Below are 15,780 nucleotides of genomic sequence, written 5' to 3'. Positions count from 1 at the left end.
GTGGCAAGCGAGTCTCTTCTGCCTGCATCCCATTTCCATAAGGAAAGCACAGGATTTCATCATGGCGAACCATGTTTCGGCGCTCAAGCGCGCCCGTCAGTCCGAAAAGCGCACCGCAGTGAATCGCGCCAACAAAAGCCGCGTGCGCGGCACCCTGCGCGCCCTGCGCGAGGCCCTTCAGAAGGGCGATCACAAGGCTGCCACCGAGCAGTACAACAAGACCGCTTCGGCGCTCGACAAGAGCGTGCAGAAGGGCGTGCTCCACGCCAACACTGCGTCGCGCTACAAGAGCCGCCTGAACGCCCGCGTCAAGGCGCTGGCGACGAAGAAGGCCGCCTAACCCGATTCGATTTCCGTTCAGACAAAAACGCCGGGATCGCTCCCGGCGTTTTCCTTTGCCCGGTTTTCAGCCGATCAGGCCTGGCTCAGCCAATCGTCCGCGTCGCCGGACTAACCGTTACCCTGTCGTCGCAGCTCTTGAGCGTGAGCACGTCTCAACTTTGCTCCGAAGATCAGGGGTTTGGGCTGGGGGTAAGAACACCGCCATTGGTCAAAGCATACGTTCGTCCCCCAAGCGCTGGACTTTTTGAGGCGCTGTAGTAGACCGTAAAGCCATTTCCGGCAATATTTGAAACGGATGTCCCGGAGATGCCCTCCGGGTCGGTAAGCGTCGTGATTGTCGAATTCGCGGTTACACTCCAGGTGCTGGTTGCGTCCAGCATCAGGGACTCTCCGGCGGAGGCAGCCCCGCGCAGGCTGGAGCCATGCGAAAGGCTTACCGTAAGGGAGTCTGACTGTACTGCATAGATATCTCCGCTTAACACCGCATTGCTGGCATTCAGAGTCACCCCACCGGCCGACACACTGAGGAAGGTCCCGGTATTCGGCGGAAGGGAAATGTCGCTCAGAGAAATCGTGGCCGGTTCGCTGACAGCAAACGTTATTCCCGCCGCAGACGATCCACCCGTCATGTTGAACGATCCGGCCTCTCCAGACACGGCATCTCCGTTGCCGGGGCCGATGCTGACAAGGCCGCCGGAGGTAACGATACCGCTTGTCAGAGTCACCGAGCCGTTTCCTTCGATCTCCGCAAGATATTTTCCGGATGCACCGAACGTTCCGCCGTTCGCGAGTATCATCCCCGCCATCGACGGCGCTTAAGACGGCATTCGAACCGGATGGCGCCACAGCTGTGACATTGTTCAGCGTGATCATGCCTCCCTGGTCCGCGGTAATCGCATTGACTCCATACGCGGCGTTCGCGTCGCCCTGGCAGCAGAATCCTCCAATGGTGACGGCGGTGCCGGAAAGCGTCGCCAATGCACCATTTCCGACAGCGGAAACTCCGCCTGCGTCAGGGATCTGCGCGCTGATCGTACCGCCCGTCATCGTCAGAGCGCTTCCGGAACCCAATGTGGCGCCGCTCCCGTACACGAATACCGCCGAGTTCAGACCATTGCTCCTGCTGTCATCGAGCGAGCTGGTACTGCTGTTGCTCGTGATCGCTGGATTGACCAGCGTAAGGCCGGAGCCGCTGTTTTTCACGCAGACAGCGCTCTGGTCTGTGCCGGAGGCGGTATAGCTCTGACCGCTCTGCGTCACCGTGCCGTTGCCGGCCACATATGCGCCGGTTCCCATGCCGCAACTGGCGGAAGCAGACGGGCTAAGACTGCTCACCATAAGAGCGACGGGAATGGACGTGCTGGCTCCGCCGGTTCCTTCATACAGCGCCGTCAGAAAATGTGTTCCGATATCGAAGCTCTCAGTCGATATACTGATCGTCGCCCTGCCGGAATCGAGCTCAGCCCTTCAAGCAGAGTGCTTCCGCCATTGAATGCGTCCTGAAAGACTACGGTTCCGAACATGGAGGGCGTCACCGTCGCCGTCAGAGTGACACTGTCTCCCTGAACCACTGCCGCGGAAGAGACCGTAAGGTTCGTCGTTGTGGGCGAAGGATTTGATCCGCAGTTCTCCGTACAGCGAGTGACAATCGGCCCGCCCCCGCAGGCGGTAAGCCACAACACGCAGATCACAGATAACGACAATCCGGCAGAAAGGAAGCAGTATCTTTTCAGGGAGTTCATTTTTCAGAGATTTCATTCCTGAATACATATAAACAAAAAAAATCTGACACAAATCATTATCTCGGCGCATGCACCGGAGATTGTTTACAGGAAACAATCTTCTTTGCGAAGCAGTTACCTGAAATCAGGCTCAGCTGATCGTCCGCGTCGCCAGATCGATCGTCACCGTGTCATCGGGCGTCTTGGTGGTCGAGCCATCCGACTGGGGATGAAACTCGACGGTCATCGTCTGCGCGTTCACCACAACCCGCAGATAGCCGTAGTCGGTGTCGTCGTAGCTCTCGAGGGTGAGCGTGTCGTCGACCTTGTACGGCGTACGATAGGTCCCGCTCATTTTGCTCAGCGGCGAATGCCCCCCGCAGCCCGCGACAATATACGGAGTCTGATAGCTGTTCACGATGCGGGTAAAGCGCTGGTAGTTATGAGCGTGCCCGGAGAAGACCGCGTGCGGCCACACTCCCGCCGCCTGGCAGGCGCTGTCGATATCGGCCAGCATCAGCGGGCTTCCGCCATGGACCGATCCGCCGGAGAACGGCGGATGATGCACAGCGATGATCACCGCCCCGGTGAAGTCGTCGGTCGTCACCCGCTTCAGCGCCGCGGTAAGAAAATCCACCTGGCGGCTGTCCAGCGTGGGATAAGTCGTGCCCTGCGCCGAGATCACTCCGGGGTCTTCGAGCACATTGCTGTAAACCCCCAGAATCCGGACAAACGGCGCCTCCAGCGTGAAGTACACGCCGGGAGCGATCATCGTCGTCCGCAGCAGACCACCCGCGTCCGGTGACTGGGCCGCAGAGGCGGCACAGAAGTTGCGCAAAAAGGCATCGAGCGTCGGAGCCGAATCGCTCGGGTAAACGATGCCGTCGTGGTTGCCGGGGATGGCGATAATCGGCGCCGGATACGAGCGGTACGGCTCGAAGAACTGATCGTAGTAATACGTCGCTTCGCCGAAGTAGTAGACCACGTCGCCCAGATGGAAGAAGAATGACGGCACATCCGCGGCGCTGGTTTCGCTGAAGTCGGTCACCATCTTGTCGGCGACCAGCGACTGCGTCGACGGACCCTCCACGCTGCCCGTATCGCCCACGCTGTGAAAGACGATCTGGCCCGAGCTCTGGATGGTCTGCGTGATCGTCTCTCCCTGGCTGCCGAATACCTGAGCCAGCGTCAGAACCGGCTCGACGGCTCCGCCGCGCGCCGGCGGCACCACCTGCACGCCGGGCGTGTCCTTATCGCTCTGGTCGGTGACCGGGTTCCGAAACGAGGTCGGGTCCGGAGAAGGCGCGGGCTGCGCGAAGACCGGATCACCGCTGGCCTGCGGGGCTCCCGGCTTGCCTTTTCCGCCGTGACCCTTATGACGATGTGCAGGAGAAGAATGCGATTCGTGTGCCATGGGAGACCTCCGAAGCAGAGTGCGACACGGCCAGCATAGTAGGTCCGGATACCGGCCGGGGTGAAGATTTTTTCACAATTCATCCGCCCTTCCTTCGCACTTGGGCATGCCGAGTGCTAAGAAAGTTGGGCAGGTTACCTGTTTAACATCTTGTTAACCGAAACGATTTGGGTACAGTAGTGATCCATACATGCGGAAGATGTGCCGATTCCTGACCGGGCGCTGCATCCTGGTGCCGACCGGAGGGCATACGAGCAGATCGAAACAGCCGTCCTGGCATGCGTGAGAGCATAGCCGGCAGCGGCGAGATGGAGATGCAATGGTTCCACTGGTCCCACGGGAGCATATGCTGCGCCAGTTCTTTCACGAAGTCGTGTCCGGGTGCTACCCCACATACACCGGCCTCGACGACTCTGAGGTGACGACTTACATCGCCGACCTGCTGACAGAATTCACTGCCTCGGAAAATCTCTACCGCATTCGCGACGCCAGCGGAAAACCGCTGCGTGAAATCGGCGAAATGCTGACGGCATCGGACCCGGTGCTTGGCTCCGCTCCCTCCTTCGACGCGGAACGCGAGATGCGCCGCCACATCGGCGACTTCGCGCTCTTCTCGACCGGCATGTATCCGGAATCGATGCACATGCGCCGCAATCCTCTGGACGCGGATTTTATGGAAATGGTCCGCACCGGCAAGGAGAGCTACTACATCGTCTCGCAGTTCGATCTCTTCGAGTACAAGCAGGAAGCTCCGTTCTTTGCCCGGCTCTCGGAGGAGTTCGAGCGCTGCATGTACGGGCTCACCAAGGTGCGCGAAGAGCTCGACCGCCTGGGTGCGCCGAAGATGCTGATGTAGGACTGGGCCGTCCAGCATACCGCTTCGCCCAGCTCAACGGATAAGCTCTGTGCGCCTGTGGTATTTTGCGGAGATGAATTTTCTCATCCGGCGGGCAGAGGCCGCTGACGCGGCTTCGATTGCATGCGTACATGTGGAGAGCTGGAAAAGCACCTATGCGGGAATCGTTCCTGCCGACTTCCTGGCTTCTCTGCGGGTTGAGGAGCGGACCGAGGCGTGGCGAGAATGGATCGGTCATGGAAATCCGTTCATTCTGATCGCGGAAGATAACTCGGGAATTTTCGGCTTCGCAGGCGGCGGGAAGCTGCGCGGCGAGATTGCCGGCTACGATGCCGAGCTGTACGCCCTGTATCTGCTTCCGCAGCATCAGCGGCGCGGGGCAGGTACCCGGCTGGTCCGCGCCCTGGCAAAGGAGCTGAAGGGGCAGAACTTTCAGAGCCTTGCGGTATGGGTCCTCGAAAGAAACCCATCCCGGGAATTCTATGCGCGTCTGGGGGGCATTCCGATTGCGCGCCAGTCGATCGACATCGGCGGAGAGTCTTTTGAAGAGATCGCCTTCGGATGGCCGAGACTCAGCGATCTGGCGTAGCTAGAGAATGTATCTCGACAGATCCTGATCCTTCACGATCGACGCGACCATCTGGCGCACGTACTCCGGATCGATGACGACGACCTTCTCGCTGCCTGTCGCCGTCTCGCGCTCCATCACCGGCAGCGGCGCAGTGGTTCCGTCGATGACCGCTGCCAAAGAGGGCACCGTCCCGTCCTTCTTCTGCTGCCCCCTGGTCAGGTCGGGAGCGAGGAAGCTGATCTCGTCGAGCACGCGCTCCATAATCGTGTGCAGCCGGCGCGCGCCGATGTTCTCCGTCGTCTCGTTCACGCGGAAGGCGAAGTGCGCCATCTCCTCGATGGCCTCGCGGGTAAACTCCAGCTTCAGCCCTTCGGTTTCAAGCAGCGCCGTGTACTGGCGGACCAGCGACGACTTCGGCTCGGTGAGAATGCGGATGAAGTCTTCGACGGTGAGCGACTGCAGCTCCACGCGGATCGGGAAACGCCCCTGCAGCTCCGGAATCAGATCGCTCGGCTTCGATACATGAAAGGCTCCGGCGGCGATGAACAGAATGTAGTCCGTGCGCACCATGCCGTAGCGGGTGTTTACGGTCGTGCCTTCCACGATCGGCAGAATGTCCCGCTGCACGCCCTCGCGCGACACATCCGGGCCGTGTCCGCCCTCGCGCCCGGCGATCTTGTCGATCTCATCGAGGAAGACGATGCCCGAGTTCTCTACGCGTTCGACGGCGGTGCGAGTGACCTGATCCATATCGATCAGTCGGCCTTCCTCTTCCTGCACCAGATACTCGAAGGCCTCGGCAACCTTCATCTTCTTTTTGCGCGTGCGCTGTCCGAAGATGTTCGGCAGAACATCCTTCAGATTGATGTCCATCTCCTCCACGCCCTGGTTGGAGATGATCTCGAACGACGGCGCGTTGCGCTCGCGCACGTCCATCTCCACCATGCGGTCGTCGAGCTTGCCCTCGCGAAACTGCTGGCGCAGCTTCTCCCGCGTCCGCTGGTGCGAATCGCCGCCCGAAGCTGACGCCGGAGCCGGCAGCGTGATCGTATTGCCTTCCACGTGAGGCTGCTGCTGCCCGCCCGGCGAAGCCGCAGGTGCTGCGGCAGGCGGCGGCAGCAGCAGATCGAGCAGCCGCTCCTCCGCATTCAGCTCGGCCTTGTCTTCCACCTCTTCGAGCTTCTCTTCGCGCACCATATCGATGGCGATCTCGACCAGATCGCGCACCATCGACTCGACATCGCGCCCCACATAGCCGACCTCGGTAAACTTCGAGGCCTCGACCTTGAGAAAGGGCGAATTGGTCAGCCTGGCCAGGCGCCGTGCGATCTCCGTCTTGCCCACGCCCGTCGGCCCGATCATGATGATGTTCTTGGGCATGATCTCGTCGGCCAGCTCCGGCGTCAGCTTCTGCCGCCGCATGCGGTTGCGCAGCGCAATCGCCACGGCGCGCTTGGCCGCCTTCTGTCCCACGACATACTTGTCCAGCTCCACCACAATCTCGCGCGGTGTCAGCTCATCGAGCGCCAGCTCCTGGTCTTCTGCGGTTCCGGGAAGGTAAATAGCCATAGATGCCTGCTCCTTTCGAGCGGCCGCTGCGAACGGCTTATGCTTTCAGCTCTTCAATCGTGATCTTGTCGTTGGTATAGATACAGATCTGTCCGGCGATGCGGAGCGATTTTTCGGCAACCTCGCGGGCCGGCAGATCGGTATTCTCCATCAGAGCGCGCGCCGCCGCCATGGCGTAGGAGCCGCCGCTGCCGATCGCCGCAATGCCCTCGTCGGGCTCGATCACATCGCCCGATCCGCTGATCAGAAAGGTCTGTCCCACGTCGGCCACAATCAGCAGCGCTTCCAGGCTGCGCAGCATCTTGTCGGTGCGCCAGTCCTTGGCCAGCTCCACGGCGGCCCGTCCCAGATTTCCCGCATACTGCTCGAGCTTGCTCTCGAAGCGGCTGAAGAGCGAAAAGGCGTCGGCGGTCGATCCGGCAAACCCGGCCAGAATCTTGTCCTGATACAGGCGGCGAATCTTGCGCGCGCCATGCTTGAATACGGCTTCGCCCATCGTGACCTGGCCATCAGCGGCCATGACCACGCTGTTGCCGCGGCGCACGCAGACAACCGTTGTGGAACGGATGCGGGGAGCGCTGGATGACGCGTTGTTCTGTGCGGAAAAACGACCGCCGGAAGGGGCGGTCGCGGAAACCCTGCGATTCGACATGTCTCTTTGGAGTATAGCGCAGGGGACTGGCCGTCCAGGCGGACGCGCCTTCGGCGCAAAGACAAAGACCCGGCCTCCGCGGGCCTTATTTTTCCGCTCTCTGTTCCCTGCTTCCCGGAATTATCCTTCCGGACCGGATGGTTGCCCCCGTCCGGATTTCCGGACAGGGGATCAGGACCAGACCGAATCAGCGATGAAACCGGCCGAAGACCACGCCTTTGCCAAGAATGTGTCCGTCCATGGCCTTCAGCACATCCTCACGCGTCGCATCCGGACCGAGATCGAGCTTCGTGTCCAGCGCAAAGAGCTCCCAGGTGTAATGGTGGTAGGGGCCGGCAGCCGGCGCGCCCATGCCCATATAGCCCACCGTGCCGCGCTGATTCTTCCCCTGGATCGTCCCGTCAGGAAGCTGCGCCGTCGCCGGCACGCCCTCGGGCAGGCTGGTCGCCGTGCCGGGAATATTGAATATCAGCCAGTGCAGCACCTCCTGCGTGCTGTGACGGATGGAAGTATCCGGATCGTGAAGAATCAGTGCGAACGTGACCGTTCCGGCCGGAACGTGGCTCCATTCGAGCTTCGGAGAGACCGCCGCCGGGCCGGCATTCATCGTGTATGGATCGGGAATGATGCCGCCATCGGCGAAGGCACTGGTGGTGAGCGTCAGCCCGGGGCCGGCCGGAGGCTTCGGGGCTGCCGGTTTATCCTGCGCAAACAGCGGCGCCGACACTAACACTGCACAAAGGATCGCTGCTTTCATCGCTGCTCCTGTCTCTGACTGTTTTTCCATGGCCGGTCGTATTTTGACGCCGGCCGTTCGGACGCCGGAGATGTCTGCACTGAAGACCCGCCGCCAGCCGGATAACGCGGCAGGCTCTTCTGATTCGATGGACAAAACTATAACGCGACTTTCCGTCCGTGGTGAATCGCCGCACCGTTCTTCAAACCGTAATCTGCGCTGCCTGTAAAGCATACGGTGGAATGATATGCTGCATCTGTCTGTATCAGAGTAGTTCCACGGATGACGGCGGCACAGACAAAGCGCCTTCCTGTCCGGGCCTGCCCGATCCGGACACCCGGAGAGTCCGATGAGCGGATTTTCACTGCGCGACCCCGAGGTTATTGGAGCCATGGCGCTCGCCGTACTCTGCGCCGGTGGCGTCGCCGCGCTTTTTGCATTGCGCAAACGCCCCTCGCTCGAAGAGCTGGAGCGGCAGCGGCGCGCGGATCTGGTGCTCAGCGGCCGCATCATCGACGGCACCGTAATCGATATCTCCGAAATGGGACCGGGAGAGAACGGTCAGCCCGACGGCATGCAGCTCATTCTTTATAAATATGAGATCGGCGGCGTCGAGTACGAGTGCTCGCAGGACGTGACCGCGCTGCGCGATCAGATCAATCTCAAAGAGACGCAGCTCGGCATTCCCTGCTCGGTGCGCTACGACGTGCATCGTCCGGAAAACAGCATTGTGGTGGCGGAGGGCTGGAGCGGCCTGCGCGACACCATGCACTACGTGCCTCCTCCGCCGCCGCGCCGCAGATCGAATCCAGGGAAGCCCCGCACCTGGAATCCAACGGTGTAAAAACCGGATCGTGAAACTCCGTTGAATCTCGGATCGCCAAGCCGATAGACTGAAGCTGATGCATGTTCATGCCACGACGGCCGCCGCACAGAAGAAGATGCAGCGCGTGCTGCGCTTTTCTCTGATCGCAACCCTCGCCTATGTGGCGCTCACACTGCTTGCCGGATGGCGCGCCCATTCGCTGGCGCTGATCTCCGAGGCCGGCCACAACGCATCGGATGCGCTGGCGCTGGTCCTCTCCTTCGTCGCCGTTTACTTTCAGGGACGCCCGGCTACCGACAAAAAGACCTTCGGCTATCAGCGGGCCGGCGTGCTGGCCGCATTTCTGAACGCGCTCACGCTCGTGCTCATCGCCATCTGGATCGGGGCTGAGGCCATTCATCGCTTCGGCCATCCGGAGGCGGTGCAGCCGCGCATCATGATGCTGGTGGCCGCAGCCGGCGTGCTAATGAACGGTGTGATCGCCGCTCTGCTCTGGCGGGTCAGCCACGACGTCAACATCCGCAGCGTCTTCATCCACATGCTCGGCGATACGCTGTCGACGGCAGCGGTGATTGTGGGCGGCGCCGCGATTCTCTTCACCGCGCAGACATGGATCGATCCCGCGCTGTCGCTCGTGATTGCAGCCCTCATCCTGTGGTCTTCGATCTCCATCGTGCGCGAGACGCTGAACATTCTGCTCGAAGGCACGCCACACGGCATCTCTTTGAGCGAGATACGCTCTGCGCTCTGCGGCATCGAAGGCGTCGAAGATGTTCACGATCTTCACGTCTGGAGCCTCGGCTCACAGACGCACGCCCTTGCCAGCCATGTAACAATCGCCGACATTCCGCTGTCGGAGAGCAATCGTATTCTCGAAAAGATGAAGCACACGCTCAGCGACAGGTTCCACATTCACCACACCACACTGCAGTTCGAGCACACGGAGTGCGAAGTGGCGCACGGATGCGTAATGCCCGTCGAAGAGATGGCCGGGCATCATCACCACCATCACTAGCTGGGCAGCGAAGAAGCGCCCAGTTCAGGCTGCCCCGCATAAATTTCCTCGACGCGCTGCAGCGTGTCGATCTCCTCGACAGGCTTGTCGGTTCGGATTCGGACGATGCGCGGGAAGCGCAGCGCGAAGCCGCTCGCGTGGCGGTCGGAGCGCATGACGTTGTTGAAGGCGACTTCGAGGACGATCAGGGGCTCTACCGTACGGAAGGTTCCGAAGTCTTCGAGGGTGTGGGCTTTGAAGAAGTCGGTGAGTTCGGCGATTTCGGCGTCGGTGAGGCCGGAGTAGGCCTTCCCGACATTCTTCAGGTTGAGATTATTTGATTCAGAGCCATTCGCTGTCGCGCCATCGCGCACGGCGAAGGTGTAGTCGCTAAGGACGGCGGCGCGGCGTCCGTTGCCGAACTCGGCTCCGGTAACGACGACGTCGAGCGTGGCCAGCTCGCGCTTGAGCTTGAGCCAGGCGAGTCCGCGGCGTCCGGGCTGATAGGTGCTGGCGAGCGATTTGAGCATGACGCCTTCGTTGCCGCGATTGCGGGCTTCAGAATAGGCGCGGTCCAGTTGTTCTGCCGATGCGAGAGGCGTGGCGGGCGCGAGCATCAGGCGCGGGAAAAATGGCTGCGCGGTTTCCGGCGCGAAGAGACTGGCCTGTCCTCGCTGTACGGCTTCTGCGGTGACGGGGCCGTGGGTGGCGAGGAAATTTTCGAGCAGCGTTCGCCGTTGGCGCAGAGGCTGTTCGAGCTGTAATTCGGAGTTGCCATAGAGCAGATCGAAGGCCATGAAGACGACGGGGATCTGCTCGCGCATCTGCTCGGTGACGCGCTTGCGGCCGATACGCTGCTGGAGCGAGGAGAACGGCAGGGCACGCTGCGCGGCGGCATTCCAGGCGAGAATTTCGCCGTCGAGGATGACCGGCTCGGGGATAGCGGCGAAGGCTTCGATGAGGTCGGGGAAACCGTCGCTCAGGTCTTCGCGGCTGCGGGAAAAGAGGCCGACGCGGCCTGGCTCGGAGGAATCTCCGCAATGAAGCTGCGCGCGGATGCCGTCGTATTTGTCCTCCATTTGGACTGGCCGTCCAGGCAACCGCGCCTTCGGCGCCTCGGAAGAGACCTCATTAGCAACCGTCGCGGCGCTTTCGCTGGATGCTCGAAGGAATCCGGTTTCTTCCGCCTCAGTTTCCCTGGCGAAACGGTCTATGGCTTCGTCGACGGTGGCGACGGGGCTGGCGAGCATGAAGCCGAGGGGATGGAAGAGCTTCATGCGGGCCTCGGCGAGCGTGCCCTGCGCGGCCATCGCCACCACTTTGCCGAGGTTGCCGAGGAGCATGCCGGCGCGACGCACGGCGGGGACTTCCGTATCAAAGGCTGCGGCGATGGCCTCTTCGACGAGGCTCTGCTGCACGCCGGTGCGCATGTCTCCGAGGATGAGCTTGATGAGGTATTTGGCTTCGACGGGCGTGGCCTGCGCGAGGAGATCGGTCACCAGCCGCAGCTTTGGCGCGGAGCCGCGGGCGGCGGCGAGGTGGTCGAAGGCGGTTTCAAGAGCGGCGAGAGTGAGGGTCGCGGCGTGCGCGAGGCGGGCGGCGAGCAGATCGGCTGAGGCTGCGCCGAAGTCTCCGTGGCGGCGGTAGGCGGCGTGCATGGAGTTGCGGTCGGCTCCGGTGAGCTGGGCGACGGCCTTGCTGAGGAGCGAGCCTCCGGCGTTGAGGGCGCGGCGGTCGGTTTCGGCGAAGGGCGAGCCGGAGAGCCAGAGGACGGCGCGAGAGGCGTCGGCGATAGGCAGCGATTTGAGGTACTGGGCGATGAGGGCGCGCTTTTCGAGCTTCTTCGTGGTCGCGGCGAGGGCGTCGCACAGCTCGGCGAAGGGCAGGAAGAGGCTCATTCCGGATGGCTCCCCAGTTGACTATAGATGGTCGATGGGCGGGCGGCGTGCAGCGTCTTTTCTGGCTGCGGCGCATCCAAAAGAGCGGTAAACTAAGACAGATGCGGCAGAGTTTCACCTTCGGCACCCTTCTCTACGACGTTTCCAGGGATACGGCGTCCTCGTTGAAGTTCGCGCAGCGCCGGCGCTCCCTGATGGTCGCGCCAGCTCAGGAGCGTGGGCTTCGAGAGACAGCGTTCCTGGAAACGCGTTAGCGGCTCCCAGCCGCTGTCGCTCCGCTTCACCCTTCCCATCGAAATTGATCTTTGAAACGCCCCTGAGAGCACACCATGTTTGAACGCCTGGAACAGATTGAAGCCCGCTATGAAGAGCTGGGACGGCAGATGGCCGAGCCGGAGATTATCTCCGACCAGCAGAAGTATCAGAAGATCGCGAAGCAGCACCGCGAGCTGGAGCCGGTGGTCGATAAGTTTCGCGAGTATCGCGAGGTTCGCACGGGCATTGCCGATGCGAAGGGCATGCTGAACGAGAGCGATGCGGAGATTCGCACGATGGCCGAAGAGGAGCTGGCGCAGCTCGAAGAGCGCGAGCCGAAGGTCGAGGAAGAGCTGAAGGTGCTGCTGCTGCCCAAAGACCCGAACGATGAGAAGAACGTGGTTGTCGAAATCCGTGCAGGCACGGGCGGCGATGAGGCGTCGTTGTTTGCGGCGGAGATGTTTCGCATGTACTCGCGGTTTGCGGAGCAGCACCGGTGGAAGGTGGAGGTGCTGTCTTCGTCGGAGTCGTCGGTGGGCGGACTGAAGGAAGTGATCGCGATTATCGAAGGCGACCGGGTGTACTCGCAGCTCAAGTACGAGAGCGGCGTGCATCGGGTGCAGCGGGTTCCGGCAACGGAGACGCAGGGGCGCGTGCATACGTCGGCGATTACGGTAGCGGTGCTGCCGGAGGCGGAGGAAGTGGATGTGAAGATCGAGGCGAAGGACATTCGCATCGATACGTTCTGCTCGTCGGGGCCGGGCGGGCAGTCGGTGAACACGACGTATTCGGCGGTGCGCATTACGCATCTGCCGACGAATACGGTGGTGAGCTGCCAGGACGAGAAATCGCAGATCAAGAATCGCGAGAAGGCGATGCGCGTGCTGCGCTCGCGCCTGTATGAAGTGGAGATGGAGCGGCAGCAGCAGGCGCTGGCGAAGGAGCGGAAGCAGCAGGTGGGATCGGGCGACCGCAGCGAAAAGATTCGCACGTACAACTTTCCGCAGAACCGGCTGACGGATCATCGCATCGGACTGACCATCCATCAGCTTGCCGATGTGATGGAAGGACGGCTGCAGCCGGTGATCGACGCGCTGATTGCACACTTCAATGCAGAGCGGCTGAAGGCTGAGGCCGAAGCAGCCGCCTGAGTGCAGACTGCACGGACGTACTCTTGCGGAGAAGACAGCAGGCTCTTATTGTGCGGGGGTGAAGATCACGTTTGATGCGGCCAAGAATGAGCGCAATGTCCGTGAACGCGGCCTTCCCTTTACGCTCGCTGCGGAGTTTGATTTTCAGACAGCGGTCACAGTGGAAGACACCCGCCGCGACTACGGCGAAAAACGATATCGCTCTCTTGGCTGGATTAACGATAAGCTTTATGCGCTGGTGTTTACATTCCGGGGCGAATCTGTTCGCGTCATAAGCCTGAGAACAGCGAACCGAAAGGAGAGAAAGCGATATGCCGAAGCCTGTCAACCCTGAGCTGATCGACGATGAAAATCCGGAGTGGACCGAGGAAGACTTTGCCCGCGCCAAAAGCTTTTCGCAGCTTCCCGAATCGCTTCAGCGCAAGCTGCGCTCTCTGAAGTCTGCTCCCGAGGCGGAAAAGAAACCGGCTCGGAAGCAGATTTCCGTCAGCCTTTCGAGTGATGTCGTCGATCAGCTCCAGTCCACCGCCAACTGGGAACTGCATCTGGAAGAAGCTATCCGCGCGTGGCTTGCCCGGCAGGCCCGACGGCGCAACGCCGCGTCGTAGGCTTGCGGGCGCGGCTTCGCCGCCATTCCTGATTGAGAGCTATGGCAACGCTTCGTACGGTACTGAGTGAAGGCGCTGCACGGTTGGCGCATCTGCCGACCGGCCGACGCGATACGGAGCTGCTCTTGCTGCGGGCGGTAGGGCGCGACCGGGCGTGGCTGCTGACGCATCCGGATGAAGAGATTTCGCAGGAACATATTGACTGCTATCAGGCGTGGATTAGGCGGCGGGCGGCACAGGAGCCGGTGCAGTACATTCTGGGCGAGCAGGAGTTTTATGGGCTGCGCTTTCGCGTGACGCCCGATGTGCTGATTCCCCGCCCCGAAACCGAACATCTTGTAGAGGCTTTGCTGGCGAGAGTGAGCCGGGATGCTGCGCTGCGCGTGGCCGATGTCGGAACCGGGTCGGGCGCGATTGCTGTGGCGCTGGCGCATGTGCTGCCGCGGGCGCAGGTGACGGCGCTCGATATTTCGCAGGCCGCGCTGGCGGTTGCACAGGGTAATGCTCAGGCTCATGGCGTCGAGGAGCGGATGCGGTTTCTTCCGTCCGATCTGCTGGGCGCAGTGCAGGGCGAGCGATTCGATGCGGTCGTTTCGAACCCTCCATATATTGCAAGCGGCGAACTTCTTGAAACACAGGTGCGCGACTACGAGCCGCATACGGCGCTGTTTGCGGGCGCGACGGGGCTTGATATCTATGAGCGGCTGATTCCGCAGGCGCGTGAGGCGCTGGCTGCAGGTGGCTGGCTGATGCTGGAGATGGGCCATGGGCAGCGCGAGGCGCTGACCGGATTGCTGGCGGGCTGGAGCGACGTGGAGTTTGTGGATGACCTGCAGGGGATTCCGCGCGTTGCCATCGCGCGGCGCGGGGCGTGACAATAGGAGACGTGATGAATCCCGCAACCGCATTCGCCGATACCAAAGCCGACACGCAGTCTTCACAGCAGGAGTTTGAACGGAAGCTCGATCGCCTGGGCGAGGTTGCCATTCGCACCGGCCTGGGGCTGGCTCCCGGACAGCAGCTGGTGATGACCGCGACGCTGGACGCACTGCCGCTGGTGCGGCGCATTACCGAACATGCGTACAAGGCAGGCGCGGCGCTGGTGACGACGTTCTTCACCGATGAGGAGTCGACGCTGCTGCGCTATCGCTATGGAGCGGATGCGGGCTTCGATACGGCGGCTTCATGGCTCTATGACGGCATGGCGGCGGCGTTTAAAGAGGGCGCGGCGCGGCTGGCGGTGGCGGGCGGGAATCCTTCGCTGCTGTCGCAGGAGGACCCGGAAAAGGTGGGGCGCGCGAATCGCGCGGTGTCGAAGGCGTACCGTCCGGCGCTGGAGCTGATTACGCGGCACGAGATTAACTGGACGATCGTTTCGTGCGCGACGCCGGCGTGGGCCGCGGCGGTGTTTCCCGATCTGGCGCCGGAAGCGGCGCTGGCGAAGTTGTGGGATGCAATCTTTGCCGCGTCGAGGGCCGACCTGACGGACCCGGTAGAAGCGTGGAAGCAGCATGATGCCAACCTGCATCGGCGTGCAGCGACGATGAACGAGAAGCGCTACGCGACGCTGCATTTTCGTGGGCCGGGGACCGATTTACGTGTCGGCCTGGCAGACGATCACCTGTGGCTGGGCGGCGGAACGACGGCGGGCAACGGGCGGTACTGCATTCCCAACATGCCGACGGAAGAGGTTTTCACAACGCCGCACAAGGACCGCACGGAAGGCACGGTGACGGCGACCAAGCCGCTGTCGCATCAGGGGACGATGATCGAGGGCATCTCGGTGCGCTTTGAGGGCGGGCGCATTGTGGAGGCGCGCGCGACCAAAGGCCAGGAAGTGCTGCAGAAGATGATCGACACGGACGAGGGCGCGCGGAAGCTGGGCGAAGTGGCGCTGGTTCCGCATTCGTCTCCGATTGCGGCGAGCGGCCTGCTGTTTCTGAACACGCTGTTCGATGAGAATGCCGCGTGCCATATCGCTCTGGGACAGGCGTACAGCAGCTGCCTGAAAAATGGCGACAAGCTGACGCCGGAAGAGCTGGCGGCGAAGGGCGCGAACGACAGCCTGATCCATGTGGACTGGATGATTGGGTCGGGAAAGATCGACCTCGATGGCATTACCGCGACGGGCACCGTCGAGCCGCTGATGCGGCAGGGCGAGTGGGTGTAAGGCGGTTCCGTCTCCGG

The 15,780-nt window shown here is 61.8% G+C and carries 17 protein-coding genes; 11 read left to right on the top strand and 6 right to left on the bottom strand.

Features of this window, described 5'->3' with window-relative positions; translation table 11 throughout:
• Positions 1-61 precede the first annotated feature (61 nt).
• Complete coding sequence (gene rpsT / locus D0Y96_RS08880; RefSeq protein WP_117299709.1) at positions 62-340, top strand: 30S ribosomal protein S20; 279 nt, start codon at positions 62-64, stop codon at positions 338-340.
• Positions 341-512: 172 nt separating this feature from the next.
• Here the strand turns inward: rpsT and D0Y96_RS08875 are convergent, their stop codons facing one another.
• The gene (locus D0Y96_RS08875; protein WP_147324992.1) at positions 513-1,148 is read right to left on the bottom strand and encodes a hypothetical protein; all 636 of its coding nucleotides are present in this window, start codon (positions 1,146-1,148) and stop codon (positions 513-515) included.
• 65 nt (positions 1,149-1,213) lie between these two features.
• Here D0Y96_RS08875 and D0Y96_RS08870 point away from each other — a divergent pair, with 65 nt between their 5' ends.
• Positions 1,214-1,582 (top strand): hypothetical protein, encoded by a 369-nt coding sequence (locus D0Y96_RS08870; protein WP_147324990.1) that lies wholly within the window; start codon positions 1,214-1,216, stop codon positions 1,580-1,582.
• A 632-nt stretch (positions 1,583-2,214) separates the two neighbouring features.
• Here D0Y96_RS08870 and D0Y96_RS08865 read toward each other — a convergent pair.
• Positions 2,215-3,477, bottom strand: coding sequence for a metallophosphoesterase family protein (locus D0Y96_RS08865; RefSeq protein WP_117299018.1), 1,263 nt, complete (start codon positions 3,475-3,477; stop codon positions 2,215-2,217).
• Positions 3,478-3,796: 319 nt separating this feature from the next.
• Between D0Y96_RS08865 and D0Y96_RS08860 the strand changes: the two genes are divergently transcribed.
• The gene (locus D0Y96_RS08860; protein ID WP_147324988.1) at positions 3,797-4,333 is read left to right on the top strand and encodes a hypothetical protein; all 537 of its coding nucleotides are present in this window, start codon (positions 3,797-3,799) and stop codon (positions 4,331-4,333) included.
• 49 nt (positions 4,334-4,382) lie between these two features.
• Entirely contained in the window at positions 4,383-4,922 is a 540-nt protein-coding gene (locus D0Y96_RS08855) for a GNAT family N-acetyltransferase (RefSeq protein WP_199480220.1), read from the top strand.
• Here the strand turns inward: D0Y96_RS08855 and hslU are convergent, their stop codons facing one another.
• The 3 genes from hslU to D0Y96_RS08840 form a co-directional block, all read right to left on the bottom strand.
• Entirely contained in the window at positions 4,923-6,473 is a 1,551-nt protein-coding gene (gene hslU, locus D0Y96_RS08850; RefSeq protein ID WP_117299015.1) for an ATP-dependent protease ATPase subunit HslU, read from the bottom strand.
• A 37-nt stretch (positions 6,474-6,510) separates the two neighbouring features.
• Entirely contained in the window at positions 6,511-7,125 is a 615-nt protein-coding gene (gene hslV / locus D0Y96_RS08845; RefSeq protein ID WP_117299014.1) for an ATP-dependent protease subunit HslV, read from the bottom strand.
• A gap of 187 nt (positions 7,126-7,312) precedes the next feature.
• Positions 7,313-7,882 carry a YbhB/YbcL family Raf kinase inhibitor-like protein gene (locus tag D0Y96_RS08840; RefSeq protein ID WP_199480219.1) on the bottom strand — a complete coding sequence of 190 codons (570 nt, stop codon included), beginning with the start codon at positions 7,880-7,882 and terminating at the stop codon, positions 7,313-7,315.
• A 328-nt stretch (positions 7,883-8,210) separates the two neighbouring features.
• Here D0Y96_RS08840 and D0Y96_RS08835 point away from each other — a divergent pair, with 328 nt between their 5' ends.
• Together D0Y96_RS08835 and D0Y96_RS08830 are read left to right on the top strand one after the other, a co-directional pair.
• The gene (locus tag D0Y96_RS08835) at positions 8,211-8,705 is read left to right on the top strand and encodes a hypothetical protein (RefSeq protein WP_117299013.1); all 495 of its coding nucleotides are present in this window, start codon (positions 8,211-8,213) and stop codon (positions 8,703-8,705) included.
• A 58-nt stretch (positions 8,706-8,763) separates the two neighbouring features.
• Complete coding sequence (locus D0Y96_RS08830; protein ID WP_117299012.1) at positions 8,764-9,702, top strand: cation diffusion facilitator family transporter; 939 nt, start codon at positions 8,764-8,766, stop codon at positions 9,700-9,702.
• On the opposite strand, the gene D0Y96_RS08825 is transcribed toward D0Y96_RS08830, so the two are convergent.
• The gene (locus D0Y96_RS08825) at positions 9,699-11,579 is read right to left on the bottom strand and encodes an ATP-dependent DNA ligase (protein WP_117299011.1); all 1,881 of its coding nucleotides are present in this window, start codon (positions 11,577-11,579) and stop codon (positions 9,699-9,701) included. The two genes, D0Y96_RS08830 and D0Y96_RS08825, sit on opposite strands and share 4 nt — an antisense overlap.
• 329 nt (positions 11,580-11,908) lie before the next feature.
• Here D0Y96_RS08825 and prfA point away from each other — a divergent pair, with 329 nt between their 5' ends.
• Genes prfA through D0Y96_RS08800 form a run of 5 tightly spaced genes read left to right on the top strand, consistent with a single transcriptional unit; the run spans position 11,909 to position 15,763 of the window.
• Positions 11,909-12,985: a peptide chain release factor 1 gene (gene prfA / locus D0Y96_RS08820; protein WP_117299009.1), complete on the top strand. Its 1,077-nt coding sequence runs from the start codon at positions 11,909-11,911 to the stop codon at positions 12,983-12,985.
• 58 nt (positions 12,986-13,043) lie between these two features.
• On the top strand, positions 13,044-13,319 hold the full coding sequence (locus tag D0Y96_RS08815; RefSeq protein WP_117299008.1) for a BrnT family toxin: 276 nt from the start codon (positions 13,044-13,046) through the stop codon (positions 13,317-13,319).
• Complete coding sequence (locus D0Y96_RS08810) at positions 13,297-13,593, top strand: BrnA antitoxin family protein (protein ID WP_117299007.1); 297 nt, start codon at positions 13,297-13,299, stop codon at positions 13,591-13,593. The genes D0Y96_RS08815 and D0Y96_RS08810 overlap by 23 nt, the downstream gene beginning before the upstream one ends.
• Before the next feature lie 41 nt (positions 13,594-13,634).
• Positions 13,635-14,468, top strand: coding sequence for a peptide chain release factor N(5)-glutamine methyltransferase (prmC, locus tag D0Y96_RS08805; RefSeq protein WP_117299006.1), 834 nt, complete (start codon positions 13,635-13,637; stop codon positions 14,466-14,468).
• A gap of 14 nt (positions 14,469-14,482) precedes the next feature.
• Positions 14,483-15,763: an aminopeptidase gene (locus D0Y96_RS08800; protein WP_117299005.1), complete on the top strand. Its 1,281-nt coding sequence runs from the start codon at positions 14,483-14,485 to the stop codon at positions 15,761-15,763.
• Positions 15,764-15,780 lie beyond the last annotated feature (17 nt).

Origin of the sequence: Paracidobacterium acidisoli (assembly GCF_003428625.2) — a bacterium.
In the GTDB taxonomy this organism is placed as follows: Bacteria; Acidobacteriota; Terriglobia; order Terriglobales; family Acidobacteriaceae; genus Paracidobacterium; species Paracidobacterium acidisoli.
Note: the sequence above shows the minus strand (reverse complement) of the source record. Positions and strands in the feature narration are given on the sequence as shown.

What these genes read in the sequence shown, in the direction of transcription:
- D0Y96_RS08840 (WP_199480219.1), bottom strand. Translation starts at nt 7,882, where the DNA reads ATGAAAGCAGCGATCCTTTGTGCAGTGTTAGTGTCGGCGCCGCTGTTT.
- D0Y96_RS08800 (WP_117299005.1), top strand. Translation starts at nt 14,483, where the DNA reads ATGAATCCCGCAACCGCATTCGCCGATACCAAAGCCGACACGCAGTCT.
- D0Y96_RS08870 (WP_147324990.1), top strand. Translation starts at nt 1,214, where the DNA reads ATGCCTCCCTGGTCCGCGGTAATCGCATTGACTCCATACGCGGCGTTC.
- prfA (WP_117299009.1), top strand. Translation starts at nt 11,909, where the DNA reads ATGTTTGAACGCCTGGAACAGATTGAAGCCCGCTATGAAGAGCTGGGA.
- D0Y96_RS08875 (WP_147324992.1), bottom strand. Translation starts at nt 1,148, where the DNA reads ATGGCGGGGATGATACTCGCGAACGGCGGAACGTTCGGTGCATCCGGA.
- D0Y96_RS08865 (WP_117299018.1), bottom strand. Translation starts at nt 3,477, where the DNA reads ATGGCACACGAATCGCATTCTTCTCCTGCACATCGTCATAAGGGTCAC.
- D0Y96_RS08860 (WP_147324988.1), top strand. Translation starts at nt 3,797, where the DNA reads ATGGTTCCACTGGTCCCACGGGAGCATATGCTGCGCCAGTTCTTTCAC.
- D0Y96_RS08810 (WP_117299007.1), top strand. Translation starts at nt 13,297, where the DNA reads ATGCCGAAGCCTGTCAACCCTGAGCTGATCGACGATGAAAATCCGGAG.
- hslU (WP_117299015.1), bottom strand. Translation starts at nt 6,473, where the DNA reads ATGGCTATTTACCTTCCCGGAACCGCAGAAGACCAGGAGCTGGCGCTC.
- rpsT (WP_117299709.1), top strand. Translation starts at nt 62, where the DNA reads ATGGCGAACCATGTTTCGGCGCTCAAGCGCGCCCGTCAGTCCGAAAAG.
- D0Y96_RS08825 (WP_117299011.1), bottom strand. Translation starts at nt 11,579, where the DNA reads ATGAGCCTCTTCCTGCCCTTCGCCGAGCTGTGCGACGCCCTCGCCGCG.
- D0Y96_RS08830 (WP_117299012.1), top strand. Translation starts at nt 8,764, where the DNA reads ATGCATGTTCATGCCACGACGGCCGCCGCACAGAAGAAGATGCAGCGC.
- hslV (WP_117299014.1), bottom strand. Translation starts at nt 7,125, where the DNA reads ATGTCGAATCGCAGGGTTTCCGCGACCGCCCCTTCCGGCGGTCGTTTT.
- prmC (WP_117299006.1), top strand. Translation starts at nt 13,635, where the DNA reads ATGGCAACGCTTCGTACGGTACTGAGTGAAGGCGCTGCACGGTTGGCG.
- D0Y96_RS08835 (WP_117299013.1), top strand. Translation starts at nt 8,211, where the DNA reads ATGAGCGGATTTTCACTGCGCGACCCCGAGGTTATTGGAGCCATGGCG.